Origin of the sequence: Halorientalis pallida, assembly GCF_049605515.1 — an archaeon.
In the GTDB taxonomy this organism is placed as follows: domain Archaea; phylum Halobacteriota; class Halobacteria; order Halobacteriales; family Haloarculaceae; genus Halorientalis; species Halorientalis pallida_A.
On the sequence record NZ_CP187158.1, the window covers coordinates 1,102,964 to 1,121,224 of the forward strand.

At 67.3% G+C, this 18,261-nt stretch carries 18 protein-coding genes and 1 tRNA gene; 8 read left to right on the forward strand and 11 right to left on the reverse strand.

The genetic code is table 11. The annotated features are described in order from the left end of the window. Positions 1-48 precede the first annotated feature (48 nt). From ACOZ4N_RS07360 to ACOZ4N_RS07375, 4 genes are all read left to right on the forward strand, one after another. Positions 49-618 carry a cyclic nucleotide-binding/CBS domain-containing protein gene (locus ACOZ4N_RS07360; RefSeq protein ID WP_424019280.1) on the forward strand — a complete coding sequence of 190 codons (570 nt, stop codon included), beginning with the start codon at positions 49-51 and terminating at the stop codon, positions 616-618. A 69-nt stretch (positions 619-687) separates the two neighbouring features. Continuing rightward, entirely contained in the window at positions 688-1,878 is a 1,191-nt protein-coding gene (locus ACOZ4N_RS07365) for a phosphoglycerate kinase (protein ID WP_424019281.1), read from the forward strand. Then, positions 1,878-2,381 (forward strand): GNAT family N-acetyltransferase, encoded by a 504-nt coding sequence (locus tag ACOZ4N_RS07370; RefSeq protein WP_424019282.1) that lies wholly within the window; start codon positions 1,878-1,880, stop codon positions 2,379-2,381. The genes ACOZ4N_RS07365 and ACOZ4N_RS07370 overlap by 1 nt, the downstream gene beginning before the upstream one ends. A gap of 17 nt (positions 2,382-2,398) precedes the next feature. Further along, positions 2,399-2,472 (forward strand) — tRNA-Thr (locus ACOZ4N_RS07375). A 269-nt stretch (positions 2,473-2,741) separates the two neighbouring features. Here the strand turns inward: ACOZ4N_RS07375 and ACOZ4N_RS07380 are convergent. Further along, positions 2,742-3,542 (reverse strand): hypothetical protein, encoded by an 801-nt coding sequence (locus ACOZ4N_RS07380; protein WP_424019283.1) that lies wholly within the window; start codon positions 3,540-3,542, stop codon positions 2,742-2,744. 70 nt (positions 3,543-3,612) lie between these two features. Beyond that, a complete protein-coding gene (locus tag ACOZ4N_RS07385) occupies positions 3,613-3,891 on the reverse strand; it encodes an ArsR family transcriptional regulator (protein WP_424019284.1) in 279 nt (92 codons plus the stop codon). Between the two features lie 268 nt (positions 3,892-4,159). Between ACOZ4N_RS07385 and ACOZ4N_RS07390 the strand changes: the two genes are divergently transcribed. Next, entirely contained in the window at positions 4,160-4,483 is a 324-nt protein-coding gene (locus ACOZ4N_RS07390; protein ID WP_424019285.1) for a PadR family transcriptional regulator, read from the forward strand. Between the two features lie 54 nt (positions 4,484-4,537). Here the strand turns inward: ACOZ4N_RS07390 and ACOZ4N_RS07395 are convergent, their stop codons facing one another. After that, entirely contained in the window at positions 4,538-4,864 is a 327-nt protein-coding gene (locus ACOZ4N_RS07395) for a DUF7521 family protein (RefSeq protein ID WP_424019286.1), read from the reverse strand. 161 nt (positions 4,865-5,025) lie between these two features. On the opposite strand from ACOZ4N_RS07395, the gene ACOZ4N_RS07400 reads away from it, so the two are divergent. After that, positions 5,026-5,865 carry an extracellular solute-binding protein gene (locus ACOZ4N_RS07400; protein WP_424019287.1) on the forward strand — a complete coding sequence of 280 codons (840 nt, stop codon included), beginning with the start codon at positions 5,026-5,028 and terminating at the stop codon, positions 5,863-5,865. Here the strand turns inward: ACOZ4N_RS07400 and ACOZ4N_RS07405 are convergent. Continuing rightward, on the reverse strand, positions 5,862-6,887 hold the full coding sequence (locus ACOZ4N_RS07405; protein WP_424019288.1) for a lysylphosphatidylglycerol synthase transmembrane domain-containing protein: 1,026 nt from the start codon (positions 6,885-6,887) through the stop codon (positions 5,862-5,864). The two genes, ACOZ4N_RS07400 and ACOZ4N_RS07405, sit on opposite strands and share 4 nt — an antisense overlap. Positions 6,888-7,027: 140 nt before the next feature. Then, a complete protein-coding gene (locus ACOZ4N_RS07410) occupies positions 7,028-8,398 on the reverse strand; it encodes a sulfatase (RefSeq protein ID WP_424019289.1) in 1,371 nt (456 codons plus the stop codon). Positions 8,399-8,499: 101 nt separating this feature from the next. Between ACOZ4N_RS07410 and ACOZ4N_RS07415 the strand changes: the two genes are divergently transcribed. After that, a complete protein-coding gene (locus ACOZ4N_RS07415) occupies positions 8,500-9,453 on the forward strand; it encodes a glycosyltransferase (RefSeq protein WP_424019290.1) in 954 nt (317 codons plus the stop codon). A 117-nt stretch (positions 9,454-9,570) separates the two neighbouring features. After that, positions 9,571-10,092, forward strand: coding sequence for an HPP family protein (locus ACOZ4N_RS07420; protein ID WP_424019291.1), 522 nt, complete (start codon positions 9,571-9,573; stop codon positions 10,090-10,092). Here ACOZ4N_RS07420 and ACOZ4N_RS07425 read toward each other — a convergent pair whose 3' ends face one another. The 6 genes from ACOZ4N_RS07425 to ACOZ4N_RS07450 are packed head-to-tail and all read right to left on the reverse strand — an operon-like array spanning position 10,093 to position 17,794. Further along, a complete protein-coding gene (locus tag ACOZ4N_RS07425; RefSeq protein ID WP_424019292.1) occupies positions 10,093-10,647 on the reverse strand; it encodes a hypothetical protein in 555 nt (184 codons plus the stop codon). It lies immediately after the preceding gene. A gap of 9 nt (positions 10,648-10,656) precedes the next feature. Next, positions 10,657-11,613 carry a HEAT repeat domain-containing protein gene (locus tag ACOZ4N_RS07430; RefSeq protein WP_424019293.1) on the reverse strand — a complete coding sequence of 319 codons (957 nt, stop codon included), beginning with the start codon at positions 11,611-11,613 and terminating at the stop codon, positions 10,657-10,659. Continuing rightward, entirely contained in the window at positions 11,610-12,707 is a 1,098-nt protein-coding gene (locus ACOZ4N_RS07435; RefSeq protein ID WP_424019294.1) for an ethylbenzene dehydrogenase-related protein, read from the reverse strand. The genes ACOZ4N_RS07430 and ACOZ4N_RS07435 overlap by 4 nt, the downstream gene beginning before the upstream one ends. Continuing rightward, positions 12,704-13,429 (reverse strand): TorD/DmsD family molecular chaperone, encoded by a 726-nt coding sequence (locus ACOZ4N_RS07440; protein ID WP_424019295.1) that lies wholly within the window; start codon positions 13,427-13,429, stop codon positions 12,704-12,706. Before ACOZ4N_RS07440 ends, ACOZ4N_RS07435 begins: the two co-directional genes overlap by 4 nt. Before the next feature lie 10 nt (positions 13,430-13,439). Continuing rightward, positions 13,440-14,612 carry a 4Fe-4S dicluster domain-containing protein gene (locus tag ACOZ4N_RS07445; protein ID WP_424019296.1) on the reverse strand — a complete coding sequence of 391 codons (1,173 nt, stop codon included), beginning with the start codon at positions 14,610-14,612 and terminating at the stop codon, positions 13,440-13,442. An 11-nt stretch (positions 14,613-14,623) separates the two neighbouring features. After that, on the reverse strand, positions 14,624-17,794 hold the full coding sequence (locus tag ACOZ4N_RS07450) for a molybdopterin-dependent oxidoreductase (RefSeq protein WP_424019297.1): 3,171 nt from the start codon (positions 17,792-17,794) through the stop codon (positions 14,624-14,626). Positions 17,795-18,261: the final 467 nt, after the last annotated feature.

An 18,261-nucleotide genomic window follows, 5' to 3' on the forward strand; every position in this document is an offset into this window, starting at 1 on the left:
AAGCGTGGTGCAGGTAGCTTTTAGACACCGTGTGTGAAAGTGTATCACATGAACGGCAACGTGACGGTCGGACAGGTGATGCGGCGGGACTACGTGGGTGCGAGCGAGGGCGACGGCCTCGCGGAGACGGCCGCGCTGATGCTCGAAGAGGACGTGGAGACGGTCGTCGTGTTGCGCGGGACCGACCCCATCGGGATGGTCACTCAGCGTGACGTGCTGGAGATGGCGGTCGAGCGGGGTGACCTGACCTCGGTGACTGTCGCGGACGTGATGCAGAACAATCCGCCGACGGTGGGGCCCGGCGAGACGCTGGCGGCGGCGACCGACCGGATGTCCGGGACGGACTCGCGCCACCTCCTCGTGACGGAGGGCGACGAACTGGCCGGGGTGATCACGGAACACGACGTGGTGACGGCCTCGACGCTCGACCCGGGAGTCGAGAGCGAACGGGTGGAGACGGAACGGGCCACGGTGGACGCGGTGACGGCGACGGCCGAAGCCGGGGCGACGGACGAGGAGTACTCGAACCAGGGGATCTGTGAGTTGTGTGGGTCGTTGAGTCGCAACCTCTCGACGTTCAACGGACAGCTCGTCTGTAGCGACTGCAAGAACGTCTGAGCGTGACGGGATCCGCCACGTCGACCCCACAACAAAACACATATCCTCCACCGAACGGGAGAGGGGAGCATGGGGATACCGACGCTCGACGACCTCGCCGTCGACGGCACGACGGTGGGGGTGCGCGTTGACATCAACAGCCCGCTGGGCGAGGACGGACGCCTCGCCGACGACGCTCGGCTGCACGCGCACGTCGGCACGCTGCAGGAACTGCTCGACCGTGGCGGGAAACTCGCCGTCCTCGCCCACCAGGGCCGACCCGGGGGCGACGAGTTCGCCACGCTCGAAGACCACGCCCGCCGCCTGGGCGAACTGCTGGACCACCCGATAACCTACTGCGACGCCACCTTCTCGGCGGACGCCCGCGACGCCATCGCCGACCTCGAGTCCGGCGAGGCGGTCCTGCTGGAGAACACCCGCTTTTACAGCGAGGAGTACATGGAGTTCCCGCCCGCGGAGGCCGCCGAGACGTTCCTCGTCGACCGGCTGGCCCCGGTCGTCGACGCGTTCGTCAACGACGCGTTCGCGGCCGCACACCGCTCACAGCCCTCCATCGTCGGCCTGCCGATGCGGGTCGACAGCTACGCCGGCCGAGTCATGGAGCGGGAACTCGACGTGCTGAGCAACATCGACGACACGCCGCGCCCGCGGGTGTACGCCCTCGGCGGTGCGAAGATCGCCGACGCCTTCGACGTGGCCGAGAGCGTCCTCGAACGCGGACTGGCCGACGAGATCCTCACGAGCGGGATGACCGGTAACGCGTTCCTCGCGGCCAGCGGCGTCGACGTCGGCCAGCCGTCGATGGACGCCATCACCGACCGCGACGCCACGGCCGTCGAACAGGCCGAGGCACTGCTGGACGAATACGGCGAGAAGATCCACGTCCCGGAGGACGTGGCCGTCGAGCGGGACGGCGAGCGGGTCGAAGTCGGCATCGACGAGTTGCCCGTCGACGCGCCGGCGCTGGACGTGGGATCGGACACCGCGGCCGCCTACGCGGACGTGTTCGAGACCGCCGGCACGGCCATCCTGAACGGGCCGCCCGGGGTCTTCGAGGACGAGCAGTTCGCCCACGGGACCCGCGAGATCTTCGGCGCGGCGACCAGCGCCGAGTACAGCATCGTCGGCGGCGGCGACACGGCGGCGTCGCTTCGCCAGCTCGGTATCGAGGGGTTCGATCACGTCAGCACCGGCGGCGGTGCGGCCCTCCGGTTGCTGACCGGCGGGGAACTGCCGGCGGTCGAGGTGCTGCGCGAGTAGTGAACGTCGAACGCCCGGACACGGACGCGGCCGACGCCATCGCCGACCTCTGGGTGGACCTCGCGGCGGAACAGCGCGAGGTCGGCTCACACCTCCAGGCGGCCGAGAACCGGGACACCATCGGCGAGAACGTCCGTCGGGCGATCGTGGCCGACGGCCTCTACGTCGCCGTCGCCCAGGTCGACGACGAGTTCGACGCCGACCCGGGTACCGTGCTGGGATTCGTCATGTTCAGCGCGGGGAGCGAACTGCTGGCGACGACGGCCACGCGGGGCACCATCGAGAACCTGTACGTGCGTCCCGAGTACCGCGATCGGGGCATCGGTGGTGAGTTGATGGCGACAGCCGAGGAGAAGCTGGCGGCACGCGGTGTCGACGCGGTGAAGCTGGAGGTGCTGGCGGCCAACGAGGCGGCGCGGCGGTTCTACCGACGACACGGGTACGATCCGCATCGGGTGCAACTGGAGAAGCCGGTGGAAAGCGATAATCACTCAAAGGGGTAGGCGCTATCCGGAGGTGTGCCAGGGGAGCTTGGGCGGTCCAAGCACCCGACTTGTAATCGGGAGTTCGTGGGTTCAAATCCCACCCCTGGCTTCGACGCGCTCACAACTCGTGAGCGCGGCGAGCCGTCTGGGATTTGAATCGGGGAGCGGGAGGTGAGTGAGTGAAGCGAACGAACAGGAGCGACCGTGGTTCAGTATCCCACCCCTGGCTTCGACGCGCTCACAACTCGTGAGCGCGGCGAGCCGTCTGGGATTTGAATCAGAGAGCGGGAGGTGAGTGAGTGAAGCGAACGAACGGGAGCGACCGTGGTTCAGTATCCCACCCCTGGCTCTTTCCGCTTCACCGAACAACGAGCGGCGCTATGCCCGCCGCGTTCGATTCTCGCCGAGTGACTGCCGGTGTACCGCCGCGGGGTCGGAGTAACTGCGACCGTTGTACGTCCAGGAGAACGAATCCGCGAGCAGCACCGACCCGGATTCGGGGGGATCGTAGAGCCGGGTGCGGTTGGCCGAGGCATTTTCGTCGACGACGAAGGTGACGCGAGCGGCCTTGCCGGGCGGGAACTCCTCGACCCCGACCGCGCCGTAACAGGTGGCGTTGGCCGAGCGGTTGGCGTATTCGCCGACCCGCACCTCGTTGGTCTCGTTGGAGACCAGGGCGGTCCCGAAGTTGGTCGCGCCCAGCGAGGAGCGCTCGACACAGCCCGGGAACCGGGCGTTCAGCTCGAAGTTCCGGAGGGTTCGCTGATCCGGGTTGCTGAGTTCGAGTCGATACGCGGAGTAGTTGCCGGCGCTGAGGTTGTACCGCGCCTGCAGTTCGCGGTCCGGGACTTCCAGGTGGTCGACCTCGACGGCGGGGGTCGGGCTGTCGACGATACCGCTCTGGACGTGGAGGTCGTACATCGCGGGCGCGACGGCGGGGCTGAGGCTGGCGAAGACGACGCCGCCGATGAGGCCGCCGATGATGGCGGTCTCGACCTTGTCGGCGAGTTCGAAAGTCCAGTCGTCGCCGCCGAGTCGGTCACAGGCCCGGCGGACGGTACTGCCGCCCAGCGTCCGTCGGAAAGCGCGCCCGAGCGCGAGCGTCAGCGGGAGCGCGACGAGGACCGCGAGGACGCTAATCCCGACACCGAGCACCAGCCGCAGGAGGGCCTCGATCATGTCCGTCCGGCGATACTCCGGAGGGTCTTATGAACTCCTTTCTTTCCGATACCGGCCGAGTGGTTGCGGGTCAGTCGTCGGCTTCGAGCGCTTCGACTGCGAGGTCGCCACGGAGGTATCGTCGGCCGCGGTCGGTCAACTGGTAGAGGGCCCGGGCTTCGTCGTAATACTCGACGAGGTGTTCGTCCGAGAGCTGGAGGAGATGCTCACGAACGGTCTGTCGCTCCCAGTCGGAGTTGACCGCGATCACGCCCGGGGTGAGAACGAGTTCCCGCTCGTCCCCGTTCCGGAGCAGCTCCAGCACGTCGCGGTCGACGGGTGTCATCCAGGAAGCCAGCGGCGGCTGCATCGTCGTATCGTAATGACGGCCTCCTTAAAATTCATTCTCATTTCACAGTCACCTCACAAGATACGACTGGAGTTTATGGACGATCGTTGTGGTAACAATTAAGTGGGTTACCAACAGGGCTGTTGATACAGGCGGTTCGTCGTCGGGTGGTGAACCCGGGCGGTCCGCAACCGAGTTCGACGAACCGAACGACACGACGCTCGACAGGGCAGGTCCTCTGTGAGCGGGCGGGCGGTTGCGGTACCGATGGTGGGCCGAGTGATCTCAGATGACCGAATCCGAATCTAGTACCACGGCCGAGGTAACGTATGCGGACCTGAGTGCGTTCCAGCGGGACGTACTCATCGTCCTGCGACGACTGGAGTCGAGCGACGAGGACAGTTACGGGCTGGCGATCAAACGCCGGCTCGAAGACCGATACGACGACGACGTGAACCACGGCCGTCTCTACCCGAACCTCGACGAACTCGTCGACTTCGGGCTCGTCGAACGCGGCGAGATCGACAAGCGGACGAACCGATACACGCTGACTGCGGACGGCCTGTCGCTCCTGCAGGCCCACGCGGACGCTCTGAACGAACTGCTGGACTGACGGTCGGCACGACGGGCTCGGCGACCCGGATGCCCCGTTCAGTCGCGTCTTCGATCAGTCGTCTCCCATCTGATGTCCAGACTGCCGGTCGCGTGAGGGTGCTGGCGATTCCGTGTACAGCGAGTACGTGAGGACACCGAACCCGATAGCGGTGAACACGCTCTGCAGCGTCGCGCTCGCCTCCAGCGGCAGTCCGAGTATCTGGTGGAGGGCACCACCGAGGATGGCCCCCGTCGTGACGAGTCCGATGCCGACGGCGAGCGCACGGAGGGCCGGCGATCCAGTCCGTCGATACGCCCGGAGCGACAGCAACGTCAGTATCCCGCCGAACAGCAGGGTCACCGCCTTCGCGGCGGTCAGGAGGGTCGTACTCCCGTACATACGGCCAACTGCGACCCGGTCACAGATATAAACGAGCGAGTGTTTCCAGGCTCCGGGAACGCCGTTCGGGAACATACTTATGCCGCGCCCGAAATGATATCCAGTCACGAAGTAGAGTTCGCGTAGCCAGTTACGGTTACCTCACACCCACACATAAGACAATGAATCTGACACGTCGGGAGCTACTCGTCGGGCTGGGTGGCACGGCCGTCGCGGGCGGTCTCGGGGCGGCGGTGTACGGCGGGGTGACCAGTGGCGCGGACGACACGCCGTCGGCGCTGGTCGCGGGCAGTCTGCTGGGCGTCGCGTCGCAGGTGCCCGGTGCGACGGTCGAAGCCCACGGGAGCGTGGCCGTCCGCCAGTTGATCCGGGACGGACTCCGGGATCCGGACGCGGTCGCGCTCGCGGACCCGCGCCTGTTCGAGGGCGTGGCCGAGCAGGTGACGACCTTCGCGACGAACGCTCTGGTGGTGGCCTACAATCCCGACAGCACCAGCGCGGACGCCATACGCGACGACTGGGCCAGCGCCGTTCAGCGGTCCGGGGTCGCCGTGGGCCGGACCGACCCCGCGGTCGACCCGCTGGGCTACCGGACGGTGATGGCGCTCGAACTGGCGGCCCGGGAGGACCTGCTTGACGCCGACCGGGCGCTGGACAACGCCCGTATCCTGCCCGAGACGGACCTGGCGAACGTCCTCGAACGGGGCGACCTCGACGCCGCGTTCGTCTACCGCAACATGGCCGTCGAGCGCGACCTCCCCCTCGTCTCCCTGCCGGACCGGATCGACTTCTCCACGCCAGCGTCGGCCGACAGCTACGCCCGAGTGTCCTACGACCTCGACGACCGGACGGTTCGGGGGCGGCCGATCCGGTACGCGGCGACGGCGCTCACCGACGCCGGACAGCCCTGGGTGGACCGGCTCACCGGCGGCCACGACCGGTTGCACACGGCGGGGTTCGGCGTACCCGAATCCTATCCGGACAGGTACGTTCTCGCCTAATCGGCACTCTCCGGCGTCGGGCGGCCCTGCAACGTCAGCATGGACACGTACCCCACGAGCAACCCCGGCCAGTACGTCGTGAGCCGAAAGAGGACGGCGGCCGTCACGGCGGTCGCCAGCCCGACCGGGAAAAACAGCGTCATCAGTGCCGAGAACGCCACCTCGTAGGTCCCCGAACCGCCGGGCGTCGGCGACAGCGTCGCGATGACCGAGAGGTTCACGATGAGGTACAGCGGGACGAAATCTGGCTCGATCCCGATGGACAGGAGGACGAAGTACAGCGAGACGATCTGGGCCAGGATCGCGAGATGGGAGACCCCGGCGGTCGTCACCAGAAATTGTGGGTCGCTCCCGGCCTCCTGGAACGCGTCCTCGATCCGGTCGACCCGTTCTTTCAGCGACCGGATGAGTGATTCGGCGCGGCCGAAGCGACTCTCGACGGCGGTCAGCAACCGGGTGATGGCGGTACCGAGCGCGTCGTTGTCGGACCACAGCAGGTACGCCAGCAGGCCGCCGACGACGACGATGCCCACGGAGAGGATCGTGATGTCGACGAGCAAGCCCTCTATCGACCCCATCACGGCGAGATAGAGGAGGCCGCCGAGCGTGAACGTGAAGAAGGGCGTGGCGTTCAGGATGTCGGCGGAGATGACACACGCCAGCGAGCGCTCGTAGTCGGTGTCGGTGTTGTCCGAGACGATGTAGGCCATGATCGGCTCGCCGCCGAACTGGCCCAGCGGGGTGATCGAGTTCAGGAAGTGCCCCGTCAGGAACATCCGCACGGTGCGTGAGATCGACGTGTCGATGCCCATGCGCTGGAAATACCGGTACCAGACCAGCGCCCAGACCAGGAGCGAGGAGAACCCGACGCAGACGGCGACCGCGAACAGTTGGGGATCGGCACGGCTGATCGACGACAGCAGTTCGTCCACGTCGGCCAGATAGAACAGGATCGCGAACAGCAGGCCGGTGACGCCGAACCAGAGCGCCCCCTTCCGACCGAAGCTTATCGGGAGTCGCATCGACACCTCCGAATGGATACCGTCGGGCCCCTCGCTCCGTTCGCGGCCGCTCTCGGGATGGCGATACAGGTGTCGGCGTGGTCCGTGCGAGGCCGTCCGTCCGTGCAGTATCCCGGCGTTCCCATCGTCTCTGGTCTGGCTTACTTGTAGCCCAGTTCTTCGAGTCGCCGCGTTACCTCATCGTCCACCTCGTCGTCCGGCGGCGCGTCCGCGTCTCCACTCGACGGCTGGTCCGCCGACGTGATCTCGTCGACCGCGTCTCTGAGATCGTCCGGAACGGGGACCTCGGTTCCGGCGTCGAGATCGTACGCCTCGTAGTCCGCCGTGCCGTCCTCGTCGACGGACTTGACGACCTTCGTCCCGTCGCGCTTGGCGTATCTGTACTTCCGGTAGTACTCCTCCCACCGTTCTTTCGGGATGTAGCCGGTGAAGTTCTCCGGGTACTCGATGCCGCCTTTGACCGTGTCACTGAAAACTCCCTCGGGACGGGACGCGATGCCGGCGTAGTAGGGGACCAGCTCCGCGAGTTTTCGCAACTCGATCGGTCGGTCTTCCCTCTCGGGGCCCATATCCGGGTGGTCGACCAGCAACACGGTGTTCACGACCGGTTCGGCGACGGTGAACTGGTGCCCGAACTGCTCGCCGTCCTCGCCGAGCGCCTGGCCGTGGTCCGACAGCAGTACCACCACCGTATCGTCGTCGAGGCCGTTCGCTTCGAGCGCGTCGACGATGCGCCCCACGAGGTCGTCCGTGTAGTCCACCGAGGCGTCGTAGACCTTCCGCAACTCCTCGAAGTCGATGTCGTCCATGGTGAACATGTCCTTCTGCCGGTGGGGGATGTTCGCGTCCTCGGAGACGCCGTGGCGATCCGCGTACGACTTCGGGGGATGGTACGGTTCGTGGGGTTCCATCAGGTTGACGAACAGGAAGAAGTCCTCGTCGGCACCCCGCTGGCCGAGGTACTCCTCGACCGCCGCGACGGTCTCCTCGGATTTCGTGGAGTCGTCGACGCCGACGAGTCTGAAGATGCGGTCGAGTTGCCGGCCCAGCACGCGACGCGTGCCGTCGCCGAGTGAGTCGAACAGTTTCGTCCCGAGCTTCGAGAGCCGGACGCTCACCCGGTTGTCCGCTTTGCCGAGGAAGTTCTCGACGTGGTCGAAGTCCTCCGTCATCCCCTTGTGCGGGGTGATCCAGACGTTCGGCGTGATCGCGGCGGTCGAGTGGCCCGCCGCCGTGAACTCGGAGACGAACGTCTCGCCGCCCTGGAAGTAGCTCCTGGTGTGGTTCGTCCCGTGGTCCCACGGGTACTCCCCGGTGAACATCGACGCGTGGGACGGGAGCGTCCATGGGGCCTGCGTGACGGCGTTCTCGTACACGACGGCCGAGTCCGCGAGCCCCTGGATGTGGCTCGTGAAGTCGACCGCCTCGTTGTAGACGGAGAGGCGATCCTTCCGTAGCGAGTCCAAAACGAGGAACACCACGTTCTTTGTCCCCGTGGGTGTACCCTCCATGCACATCAGCGAGGTGGGAGCGTCATTAGTAACTTTGCTTTCAACCTGGCTGTGATCGGAGACCACACTGGCTTTACTGGTTGGGATGCGACGGACTCAGCATGACCGAGAAAGTCGCAATCGTCTACTGGTGTGACGGCGCAGGGCACGCCGCCAGGGCCATCCCGGTCGCACAGGAACTCGAATCCCGCGGTATCGAGGTCGCAGTCGCCGGCGGCGGCAAGGGACAGAAGTTCGTCGAGATGAACGGCTTCGAACACCCCGACCTGACCACGGTGACGGTCGAGGGCAGCACGCCGCTGTCCTTCCTCAAGCACACGGCGTTCGATCTGGTTCCGTCCGCGGCCCGGCGGATGCGGGAGGTCTACCGGTGGCTGGAGGCGGAAGACCCGGACAAGCTCGTGACCGACGACGTGTTCGCGGGGCTCGCGGCGGCCGAGCAGGGGATCGAATTCTACCGGATCGACCACCTGACGACGGATCTGCTCGACCCCCTCTGGCGAGTCCCGCTGACGGCCTACAACGAGATCTCGCTGGCCTTCGCCGAGCAGATCATCGTCACGTCACTGTGGGCGGACGATCCCGATCCGGAGGGGATCACGCGGGTCGGGCCGCTGGCCCAGGAAGGCGAGGCGACGGACGAGGTGGAACCCTACGACGTGCTCCTCAACCCGGGGACCCACGGGGAGAACTTCGACGCGATCCGGCGGCGACTGGAGGCCGATGGACTCCACGTCAGGTCGGTCGGGGACGACGAGTGGGAGACGAAACCGGCGATGACGCCCTACACCGCGGCCGCGGACGTGGTGGTCTGTACCGGCTTCTCCTCTATCGCGGACACGGTCGTCGCCGGGACCCCCTGCGTGATCTATCCGTTCCTGCCCTTCCAGAAGGCCATCGCCAAGCGGGCCGAACGGAAGCGTATCGACGGGATCGCGAGAGCCACCTCGGTGCGGGAGGTCGTCGACAGCGTCGAGCAGTTCCGCACCTCCGGTGAACGGCCGGACTACGAGAACGGTGCGCCGGCGTTCGTCGACGTGGTTCTCGGCGAGTGACGGCCCCGTCCACACGGCGATCCAACCCTCGGTTGTGGTCCCGAACCGACCGTTTGCCCAGTTCTCCTCCGGTCGATTCGTCAGGCATAAACCCGTGAGTCGGCCAGTGGGCGACGGATGCAGGAGTCGTCGTTCGGCTGGTCGGCGTTCGAGCGGACACGCCCACTCGTCGACGCCGGGTACGCCGGCGTCTTGCTCGTCGTCACCGGCGCGCTGGCGTGGGTGACCGGCGAGGCGTTCGTCTTCCCGAGCCTCGGCCCGACCGCGTACCTGCTGGCGACGGTCCACACGGAACTCCAGACCGGGCGGCGCGTGATCGGCGGGCACCTGATCGGCGTCCTCGCCGGCCTGCTCGCGTATCACACCATCGCAGGCGGGCTCTCCATCGTCGCGGCCCACCCGTCGTACTCGGGCGCGCAGTTCCGACTCATCGCCAGCGGCGTCGTCTCGGTCGTGCTGACGACGGCTGGGATGCGCACGACCGGCACCGAACACGCGCCGGCCTGTGCGACGACCCTGATCGTCTCGCTGGGCCTGCTCTCGGCACCCGAGGAGGCCGGGTTCATCGCCGTCTCGGTCTGTCTGCTCTACCTCGCCCATCTTGGCGGAAAGCGGGCCGTAGACGCGCTCGTCGACTGATTACCAGGCGTCGGCCTCGGTGGTGCCGTCCCCTTCGTCGTCCTGGATGAGCGTGCCGCCGTAGGGGCGGAAGTCGAGTTCGTAGACGCTCGCCACGTCTTCCAGCACGTCCTCGCGGCGGGCGATGGTCTCGGTGTCGAACCCGACGGCTTCGACGGCCGCCTCCAGTTCCTCGCCGTCCACGACGCCCGCGGCGTAGGCGTCGGCGATACCGTCGCGCAACACGTCGGCGTTGCGCCGAAAGCGCAGGGCTTCCTCGAAGGCCCGGCGGGTCTCCGGGGAGGCTTCCTCACCGCGCAGCGGCACGTCCTCCAGTTCGGCGACCGCGCGCTCGTCGTACTCGTCGGCCTTCTCGAGGACCTCGACCACCTGCTCCTGCGGGGAGAGTCGCTCCCAGGCGTCCCGCGCCGCGGGAGCCACCATCGCGTCGACGGCCTCCTCCCACGTGGTCGAGCGTTCGGCGTCCTCGAAGACCTCGGCGACGAACGCGCCCGCGTGTTCGTCCGGAATCGATACCGCGAGCGATTCACCAGTGTCCGTGTCTGTGTCGGTCATGGGTTCCTGTCAGTAGCCGGGCCCGTCGTTCGGTCGTGGGCTGTCCGGACCGCCGAATCCCTCCCGCGACGGGGAGGGGCCGGGCCCGCTCGGTCCGCCACCGCCCGGCCGGCCGCCGCCCGGCCCGCCGTACTTGGGTGCGTCGGCGGGCGCGCCGGCCCGACCGGGAGCCAGTTCCTCGCCCGGGGCGTCCGGGCCACACTCGCTGGCCTCGACTTCTTCGGGGTCTTCGCCGCGGGCGCGGGCCAGCGCGCGCCTGGCAGCCCGTTGCACGTCGTCCGAGCGGTCCGGCAGGCCGTGGTCCTCCAGCGCCTGCTCGGCGCGGTCGGTGCCCAGATCGCCCAGCGAGACGGCGGCCTTCGCGCGGACGAAGGCGTTCTGGTCGCGGGCCAGCACGGCCGCCAGCAGTCGGACGGCGTCCTCGTCGCCGGCCTCGTCGGCGTAGTCGGGAAGGAACGCGGCCGCGTACTCGCGGCTCGGCGGGTGTGGATCGTTCTTGAGGCGGTCGGCGAGCAGGTCCCAGCTGGCGGCCTCGCGCTTGCAGAGCGCGATGATCGCGTTGCGTCGGACCCACCCGCTGTCGTCGTCGGTCGCCGCTCGGATCGCCTCGGCCACGTCCCCCGAAACGCGGGAGAGCGCGACCACTGCCTCCGCGCGGACCCACTCGTCGTCGTCGGCCAGCGCGGCGGTCAGGGCGTCGACCGGCCCGCCGGCCGCGCCCAGCGCCTCGACGGCGAACTGGCGCACGTCCGGATCGTCGTCGGTGCGTGCCGTCGCCGCCAGCGCCTCCCGGAGGTCGTCGCCGAGGCCGTCGTCCCGGGCGCGGTCCACCAGTGCGAGCGTCGCGTCCCGTCTGGTTCTGGCCTCGTCGGCCGAGAGCGCCGCCAGGAGCCGCGTCTCGGGGAGCGATCCGTCACCGTCGTCGAGCGCCCGGCCACGGGCGCTCTCCATGGCGAAGTCTGTCATGGTTCACCGTCGAACTTCCGGTAGCTGTAGAGCCACGCGAGGCCGGTCGCGACCAGCAGCAGCACCACGTAACTGCCGAAGTCACCGCCGAGCAGGCCGTCGCCCTGCCCGCTGGTCGTCGACGTGTTCGAGTCCGCGGTCGGCGTGGGCGTCGCGTCCCCACCAGGACCGCTGTCGGCGGCGACCAGTTGCGACCCGTCGCTCGTCAGCTTCGTGAACTGCAGGGAGACGGACTTCTTGCCGTTGACCTCGCCGGCGCTCCCGTTCCAGACCGCCCAGGCGAGATACACCGGCTCGTCGGTCCCGAAGGCCGCGTCGTACTGGCCCTCCGTCGACCGCTCGCGGACGAACACGACCTGCCAGCCCTCGTCGGTCCGTTCGGCGTTGGCCACGACGTTCTGTGCCGACGCGTTGCTCAGCGAGCCGAACCCCTTCGCGTAGTAGTTCTGTGCGTACCGGTCGTACGCCGCGTGGGAGAGGGGGTTGCCCGCCGCAGTGCCGGGCCTGGTCTCGTTGTCCGGGTGCGGGTAGTTGTACATGTCGCCGGCGCTCGCGCCGGTGTTGTTGGAGTACTGCCAGCTCGCCCGCCAGTACCAGATGTCGACGGGTTTGCCGGTGCCACCCATCGTGATCGGCGGGCGGTCGCCGGTGCGCAGCATCACCGCCGCGGCGTCGCTGTAGTCGTTGGGCTTGGCCAGCCCCGTGTCCCGGGTCGGATCGTCCCAGGAGAGCCGGAAGCCGACGTGCGTGTCGTTGGTCATCGCCGCCACGTCGACCTCGCCGACGCTCCCGCCGCCGTAGGGCAGGGCCATCTGCTGTTCGTACAGCGAAACGGTCCGACTCGGCGCGTTCTGCCACTGGGATGCCTGCACGTCCATCGGGACCGTCGACGTGTGCGCGACCGGCTGGGCCCCGCTCGTGACCGCCATCGCCAGCCCGGCCTGCGCGGCGACGACGAGACCCACGGCGAACACGCCGGCCGCCAGCGCCACCGCGAGCGCGGCGACCGCCGGCGGGTACGCATCCAGCCGCTCTGCGACGCGACTCGGGACGCCCAGCGCCGCACGCACCCGGTCTGGGAGGCGGCCGCTCATTGCGCGCTCACCCCCGGTGGACCGGAGAGGTCGGCGTCGGCCTCCACGTCGCTGGGCGGGTGCGCGGCGACGTCGGCGGTCACCAGTCCCTCGGCGAGGTCCGCGGCCGCGAGGTAGACCGGATCGTCGGTCGCCGCCCGCAGGTCGTGAGCCAGCGCGGGCAGGAAGTCACCGAGGTGGTGGTCCAGCAGGGTAGCCTCGATCCGCTCGATATCGGCCGCCCGGTCCTCGGCGTCGGCCGCCAGGGATGCCCCACGCTGGGCCGCGAGGATCTGCATGAGTTCCAGTTCCAGCGCGAGGTGGTCGTGGCGCTCGGCGAAGTCGGGCGACCGTTCGAGGTCGAACGCGTCGAGCAGGCCGGCCACGGTCGCGATCCGGCGCTGGGCGAGGCTCACGTCGTCGCCGACCGTGTACTCGGCCTCGTAGGGCACGACCTCGTAGGTGCCGTCCTCGCCGGGGAGGCCGAACAGTTCGTTGTACGTCGGTTCGAGCGCGTTCGCGTCGGTCCCCGCGAGCGCGTCGAGGAAGCGGTCGGCCGCCGCGTCGAGGCCGAGCGTCTCGGCCGCCGAGCGGATTCCCTCGACGGCTTCGGGCGCTGTGAGGTCCGCGAGCGCGTCCTCGTCGGGGTAGACGAAGACGCCGGCCAGCGCGCCGTAGAGGGCGCTCCGGGCACCGTGGCGCTCGGTCGCCGTCGCGTCGTCGGGGAAGGTAGTGTCGTCCATCCTGATCACCTCACGGCTGGTTGGTCCACTGTTCGCCCTCGCGGATCTCCATGGGCTCCTCGATGGGGATGTCGACGACTTTCTTGCCGTCGGGGTCCCAGCCCTTGACCCGCGTCTCCTTGACGTTGTACGTCTCGATCATCCGGGTCGTCGCGCCGAACAGCTGGAGGATACCCAGCACTTCGTGACTCGGGTCGCGGACCCGCTGCTGGACGATCTCGATGCTCTCGCGGTACGTGCTGCCGGGCCAGTCGTTGCGTTTCTCGTCGGTGTTGGGCGTGAACATCTGGGTCAGGAAGTCCGGCGGCACGTGGTAGGGTGGCATGTAGAACACCTGCGGCTGGGTCCCGAACTGGGGGTACAGCGGCAGGGCCACCTTCTCGTCGGACTTGACGAGGTAGTTGATCGGACTGCGACCGCCCGGGGCATCGCCGCCCGGCGATTCGGCGTCGGGCCCGCGGTTGATGTTGCCGTGCAGGCGGGTCTTCCCGATACACGAGGAGACACACCGGGGGACGTTGCCGTCCTCGATGCGCGGGTAACAGCCGATGGGTTTCTCCGTGACGCCGGTCTCGGCGTTGAACATCGGCTTGTGGTACGGGCAGGCCTTGACACAGCGGCGGTAGCCCCGACAGCGCTCCTGGTCGATCAGGACGATGCCGTCGTCGCGTTTGTAGACGGCCTGGCGCGGACACGCGGCGAGACAGGCCGGGTTCTTGCAATGGTTGCACAGGCGCGGCAGGTAGAACTGCCACATGTCGTGGTACTCGCCCTCGTCCACGTCGCTCTCGACCACTTCGTCCTCGGGGTACTCTCCGTGGACGGAGTCGTCCCCGAGAGCGGGGTACTCCCAGTCTTCCTTCTGGGCGACGTAGCCGTGGACGCGTTCGTCCTGTTCGGCGGCCTCGAAGATGGTCTCGCCCGAGTCGAGATCGTCGAGCAGGCGCATGTCCCAGCCCATCGGGTAGCCGCCGTAGGGCTCGGTCTCGACGTTCATCCACCACATGTACTCCTGGCCCTTGCCCGAAGTCCAGGTGGACTTGCAGGCGAACGAGCAGGTGTTACAGTTGATACAGCGGTTCGTGTTGATGACCATGCCCCAGTGCCAGTCGCGTTCCTCCTCCCGGTGTTCGTACGGGTAGGTGTGTTCGCGACCGAGCTGGGGGTTGTAGACGTTTGCCATGACTGCTCACCTCACTGTAGCTGCCCGTCGATGTAGCCCTCGACCAGGTCGTCCCGGCGGGCGTCGCCGGGCCGCCAGTCGGCCTCCTCGTACTTCTCGACCTCCACGAGGTCGTCGCGGTTCGTCCCCGTCGGTGCCCAGACGGTCTCGGTGTAGCCCGATTCCAGTTCCGCGCCCTTCCAGGCGATCGAGTCCTCGACCACGTCCGAGATGTTCGGGTCGCCGAACACGCCCTTGTGGACGAGGTCGTCGGTCTCCTGAGCGGGGTCGAGCCAGATGTTCGTCGTCACGTTGTAGCCCGTGATGCCGTCGCCCTGCTCCTCGTCCTCGGGGAACTGCTGGGGCCACCAGCCGTGCCAGATCGTCAGCTGACCCATGTCCCCCGCGGAGCGGGGCCGCATCCGCTCGCTCACCATCGCGCGGATCACCAGGTCGCCCCGCAGGCCGGTGATCCGCACGTAATCGCCGGTCTCCACGTCGATGTCGTCGGCGTCCTCGGGGTGGATCTCGACGAACGGCTCGCCGAGCGGGGGCACGTCGTTGGTCTCGCCCTCGCCCTGCGGGAACGAGAAGTCCTCGACGAGGCGGTCGGTTCCCGCCGGGTCGGCGCTGGTCGACCCGAAGTCCCTGGCCGACCAGATCAGGTTCCAGTCGGTCATGCCCCACGAGGAGTGGGTCCGGTACTTCGGGTGGGGCGTGTTGTAGTAGAACTGCTTGCCGTCCTCGTAGATCGGATTGGTCTGATCCTTGGCCGTCTCCCACTTCTCGTTGCGGCCGTAGGGCGTCCCCTCGGGACTCTCGACGTGATCGAGGTCCGACCGGCCGAGTTCGAGGAAGCGGTCTTCCTCCTTGTGGAACTCCATCCGGCCGGTCTTTGTGTAGAAGGGACGATCCTCGTGGATCTGCGACCAGAACGGGACTCGCGGGTAGGTCTTCAGCTGTAACCGCGCTGGCCCGTCTTCGATGTCCTCCACGTCGATGTCGCGGGTGGTCATGCCCGCGTCCAGCGTCTCCTGGATGTAGTCCCGGACGTCCTTGTCGTCGTCGAGGAACTTGTCGAAGTAGTCCCGGTAGGAGTCGACGTTGCGCTCCGCCGGCGGGATCTTCTCGTCGAGTTTCTCGGCGACGAGCGCGCAGATCTCCCCGTCCTGTTTGGTGTCGTAGATGGGGTCCATCACCCCGTGGTCCATGTGCAGGAAGGGGTTCTCCGGCCCGACCGTGATGTCGGGGTACTCGCATTCGAGCCAGGAGTGCACGGGCAGGACGATGTCGGCGTGCCGGGCCGAGTACGTCATGTGCATGTCCGAGACGATGAACAGCTCGTTGCCCGTGTCCGGGTGTTTGACGAAGTTCTCGACGACGTGCTCCTGGTGTTTGGTCTGGTTCAGGAGGTTGCAGTTCATCGTCCACAGCACGGCCGGCCGGGACATCGTGTACCCCTCGGCGTTCTCCGGGATCACCGGTTCGTCGGCGTCACCCTGCGGGACGAGGTCCAGTTCCTCGTCGAAGTCCCCGCGGATACGGTGGGGGTCGAGTTGCTCGCCGCCGAAGAAGGCGAAGGCGTAGCCGGGGTACATCCCGTGAGCCGCGTTGCCGTCGGGGTTGACGAAGGTCGGGTAGCCGTCCAGCAACTCGATCTTGTACTGGCCCGAGTAGTTGTAGTAGCCCGCGCCGGCCTCGCCGATGTTGCCCAGCATCGACTGGACGAAAAAGATCGTCCGCTGGAGCGAGTCGTTGCTGTGGAACCAGTGGTTGATCCCCTCGCCGGTGAACCACTGGGCTTTCTCCGCGGCGGCGAGTTCCCGGGCGGTCTTCCGGAGTCCGTCGGCCGGGATCGTCGTGATCTCCTCGACCGTCTCGGGGTCGTAGTTCTCCATGATGTTGGACTTCTGCCGGGTGAAGTCCGTGTGGACCCCGACCGAGTCGCCGTCGACCAGCGAGAGTTCCGTGTCGACTTCGAGTTTGGGCGTGACCGGCGTCTCCGTGCCGACCTCCTCGCGGTCCAGCGGGACCGGCTCGCCGTTCTGGTTCAGGACGACGAACTGGCCCCAGTCGCCCTCGCCGTGGCCGCCGTGGCCGCCGGACTCGGGCTCGCCCCCCTCGCCGTCCGCCGGCGGCTCCACGTCCTCGAACACCTCGTGTGCGCGCAGGTACTTCCCGTCGTCCTGGCGGATGAGGAGCGGGAGGGTCGTGTACTGGCGCATGAACTCTTCGTCGTACAGCTGTTCGTCGATGATGACGTGGGCGACCCCGAGCGCGAACGCGGCGTCGCTCCCGGGGCGGATGGGGAGCCACCGATCACACTTCTGGACGGTCGGGGAGTAGTCGGGGTAGACGCCGACCATCTCGCCGCCGCGCTCGCGGGTCTCCTGGAGCCAGTGGTTGTCCGCGAGCTTGTTGTGGATCAGGTTCTTCCCCTGCATGATCGTGTAGTCGGCCTTCCGCCATGCGGCGGCGTCGGCGTCGCTGGTCTGGTAGCCCGTCGTGATGACGTGGCCCGGCGGCAGGTCGGCGTACCAGTCGTACTCCGTCCACTCACAGCCGCCGAAGATGGAGGCCAGCCGCCGGCCAGCGCCGTGCCGGGTGATCAGCCCGTCGGCCTTGATGGCGTTGAAGACGTGGAACCGCTTCTCGTCCTCCAGATTGGCCATCTTCTCGGCGATCAGGTCGATGGCCTCGTCCCAGGAGACGCGCTCGAACTCGTCTTCGCCCCGACCTTCGGGACTGGGGTCCTCGGGGTCCCACCCCTTCCGGACCATCGGGTACTTGATCCGGGACGGCTCGAAGGTCCGCCGGTGGAGTGTCAGCCCCTTCATGCACCCGCGAGGGTTCCAGTGGCGGCTCACGTCGGCCTCCTCGTAGCCGCCCGGACTCCCCGGCCCGGGACTGCCCTCCTCCTCGTGGTAGATCTGCTCGGCCCTGATCGGCACCCCGTTTTTCATGTAGAAGTTCAGCGCGCACGACTGGGTGCAGTTGGGGTGACAGACCGTCCAGTCCACCTTGTCGTACTCGTAGATCTCGTGGTAGACCCGCTCCCAGTCACGATTGGGATAGGACTTGAGCGGGTTGTCCACGCTGGTCACCGGTTCGACGGCCTGGGTCGCCGACCAGGCGTCGCCCACGAGCGCTCCCACCGCGCCGGTCCCCGCCGCCGCGAGGAACTCACGCCGTGAGAGCGACATGGCTCACCTCCTGTGCCGCGGTCGTCCGTCCACCATGCGCTGTCATACACCGGAACGTTCGCCCGGATCTATTTGACTCCGCGAGCGTGTTCTCAGAAGACTGGAACGTACGGGAAAACGTTCGGGCTTTGGTTTTTATACTCCCACAGAACTGTATTTTAGGCTAGCTTAAAAATTCGCATTACATAGATGCGTTTAACCAGTTATTTATCAGTATTCGTATCTTACTGTATTCGGGTCCAGATAAATAATAAGGAAACAGAGGTATCGAGTGCGTTCCGATGGAAGCGGGCGAACGTGCCGGGGGAGTCCCGGCACCGCCGAGGCGGAGGACACCAGCACTCGGACCGCTGTGATGCCGGGCGATCTGAACCGCCCGAACTGTGGACGCTTCGCCGGTCGTGGTTCGGTAGCCCGATCCGTTCTGTCCGGCAACCGAAGCCAGGTCGGGTTCGGTTGCACGTGTA

What these genes read in the sequence shown, in the direction of transcription:
- ACOZ4N_RS07435 (WP_424019294.1), bottom strand. Translation starts at nt 12,707, where the DNA reads ATGAGCGGCCGCCTCCCAGACCGGGTGCGTGCGGCGCTGGGCGTCCCG.
- ACOZ4N_RS07420 (WP_424019291.1), top strand. Translation starts at nt 9,571, where the DNA reads ATGCAGGAGTCGTCGTTCGGCTGGTCGGCGTTCGAGCGGACACGCCCA.
- ACOZ4N_RS07450 (WP_424019297.1), bottom strand. Translation starts at nt 17,794, where the DNA reads ATGTCGCTCTCACGGCGTGAGTTCCTCGCGGCGGCGGGGACCGGCGCG.
- ACOZ4N_RS07365 (WP_424019281.1), top strand. Translation starts at nt 688, where the DNA reads ATGGGGATACCGACGCTCGACGACCTCGCCGTCGACGGCACGACGGTG.
- ACOZ4N_RS07360 (WP_424019280.1), top strand. Translation starts at nt 49, where the DNA reads ATGAACGGCAACGTGACGGTCGGACAGGTGATGCGGCGGGACTACGTG.
- ACOZ4N_RS07405 (WP_424019288.1), bottom strand. Translation starts at nt 6,887, where the DNA reads ATGCGACTCCCGATAAGCTTCGGTCGGAAGGGGGCGCTCTGGTTCGGC.
- ACOZ4N_RS07400 (WP_424019287.1), top strand. Translation starts at nt 5,026, where the DNA reads ATGAATCTGACACGTCGGGAGCTACTCGTCGGGCTGGGTGGCACGGCC.
- ACOZ4N_RS07410 (WP_424019289.1), bottom strand. Translation starts at nt 8,398, where the DNA reads ATGGAGGGTACACCCACGGGGACAAAGAACGTGGTGTTCCTCGTTTTG.
- ACOZ4N_RS07385 (WP_424019284.1), bottom strand. Translation starts at nt 3,891, where the DNA reads ATGCAGCCGCCGCTGGCTTCCTGGATGACACCCGTCGACCGCGACGTG.
- ACOZ4N_RS07425 (WP_424019292.1), bottom strand. Translation starts at nt 10,647, where the DNA reads ATGACCGACACAGACACGGACACTGGTGAATCGCTCGCGGTATCGATT.
- ACOZ4N_RS07395 (WP_424019286.1), bottom strand. Translation starts at nt 4,864, where the DNA reads ATGTACGGGAGTACGACCCTCCTGACCGCCGCGAAGGCGGTGACCCTG.
- ACOZ4N_RS07445 (WP_424019296.1), bottom strand. Translation starts at nt 14,612, where the DNA reads ATGGCAAACGTCTACAACCCCCAGCTCGGTCGCGAACACACCTACCCG.
- ACOZ4N_RS07390 (WP_424019285.1), top strand. Translation starts at nt 4,160, where the DNA reads ATGACCGAATCCGAATCTAGTACCACGGCCGAGGTAACGTATGCGGAC.
- ACOZ4N_RS07440 (WP_424019295.1), bottom strand. Translation starts at nt 13,429, where the DNA reads ATGGACGACACTACCTTCCCCGACGACGCGACGGCGACCGAGCGCCAC.
- ACOZ4N_RS07415 (WP_424019290.1), top strand. Translation starts at nt 8,500, where the DNA reads ATGACCGAGAAAGTCGCAATCGTCTACTGGTGTGACGGCGCAGGGCAC.
- ACOZ4N_RS07380 (WP_424019283.1), bottom strand. Translation starts at nt 3,542, where the DNA reads ATGATCGAGGCCCTCCTGCGGCTGGTGCTCGGTGTCGGGATTAGCGTC.
- ACOZ4N_RS07430 (WP_424019293.1), bottom strand. Translation starts at nt 11,613, where the DNA reads ATGACAGACTTCGCCATGGAGAGCGCCCGTGGCCGGGCGCTCGACGAC.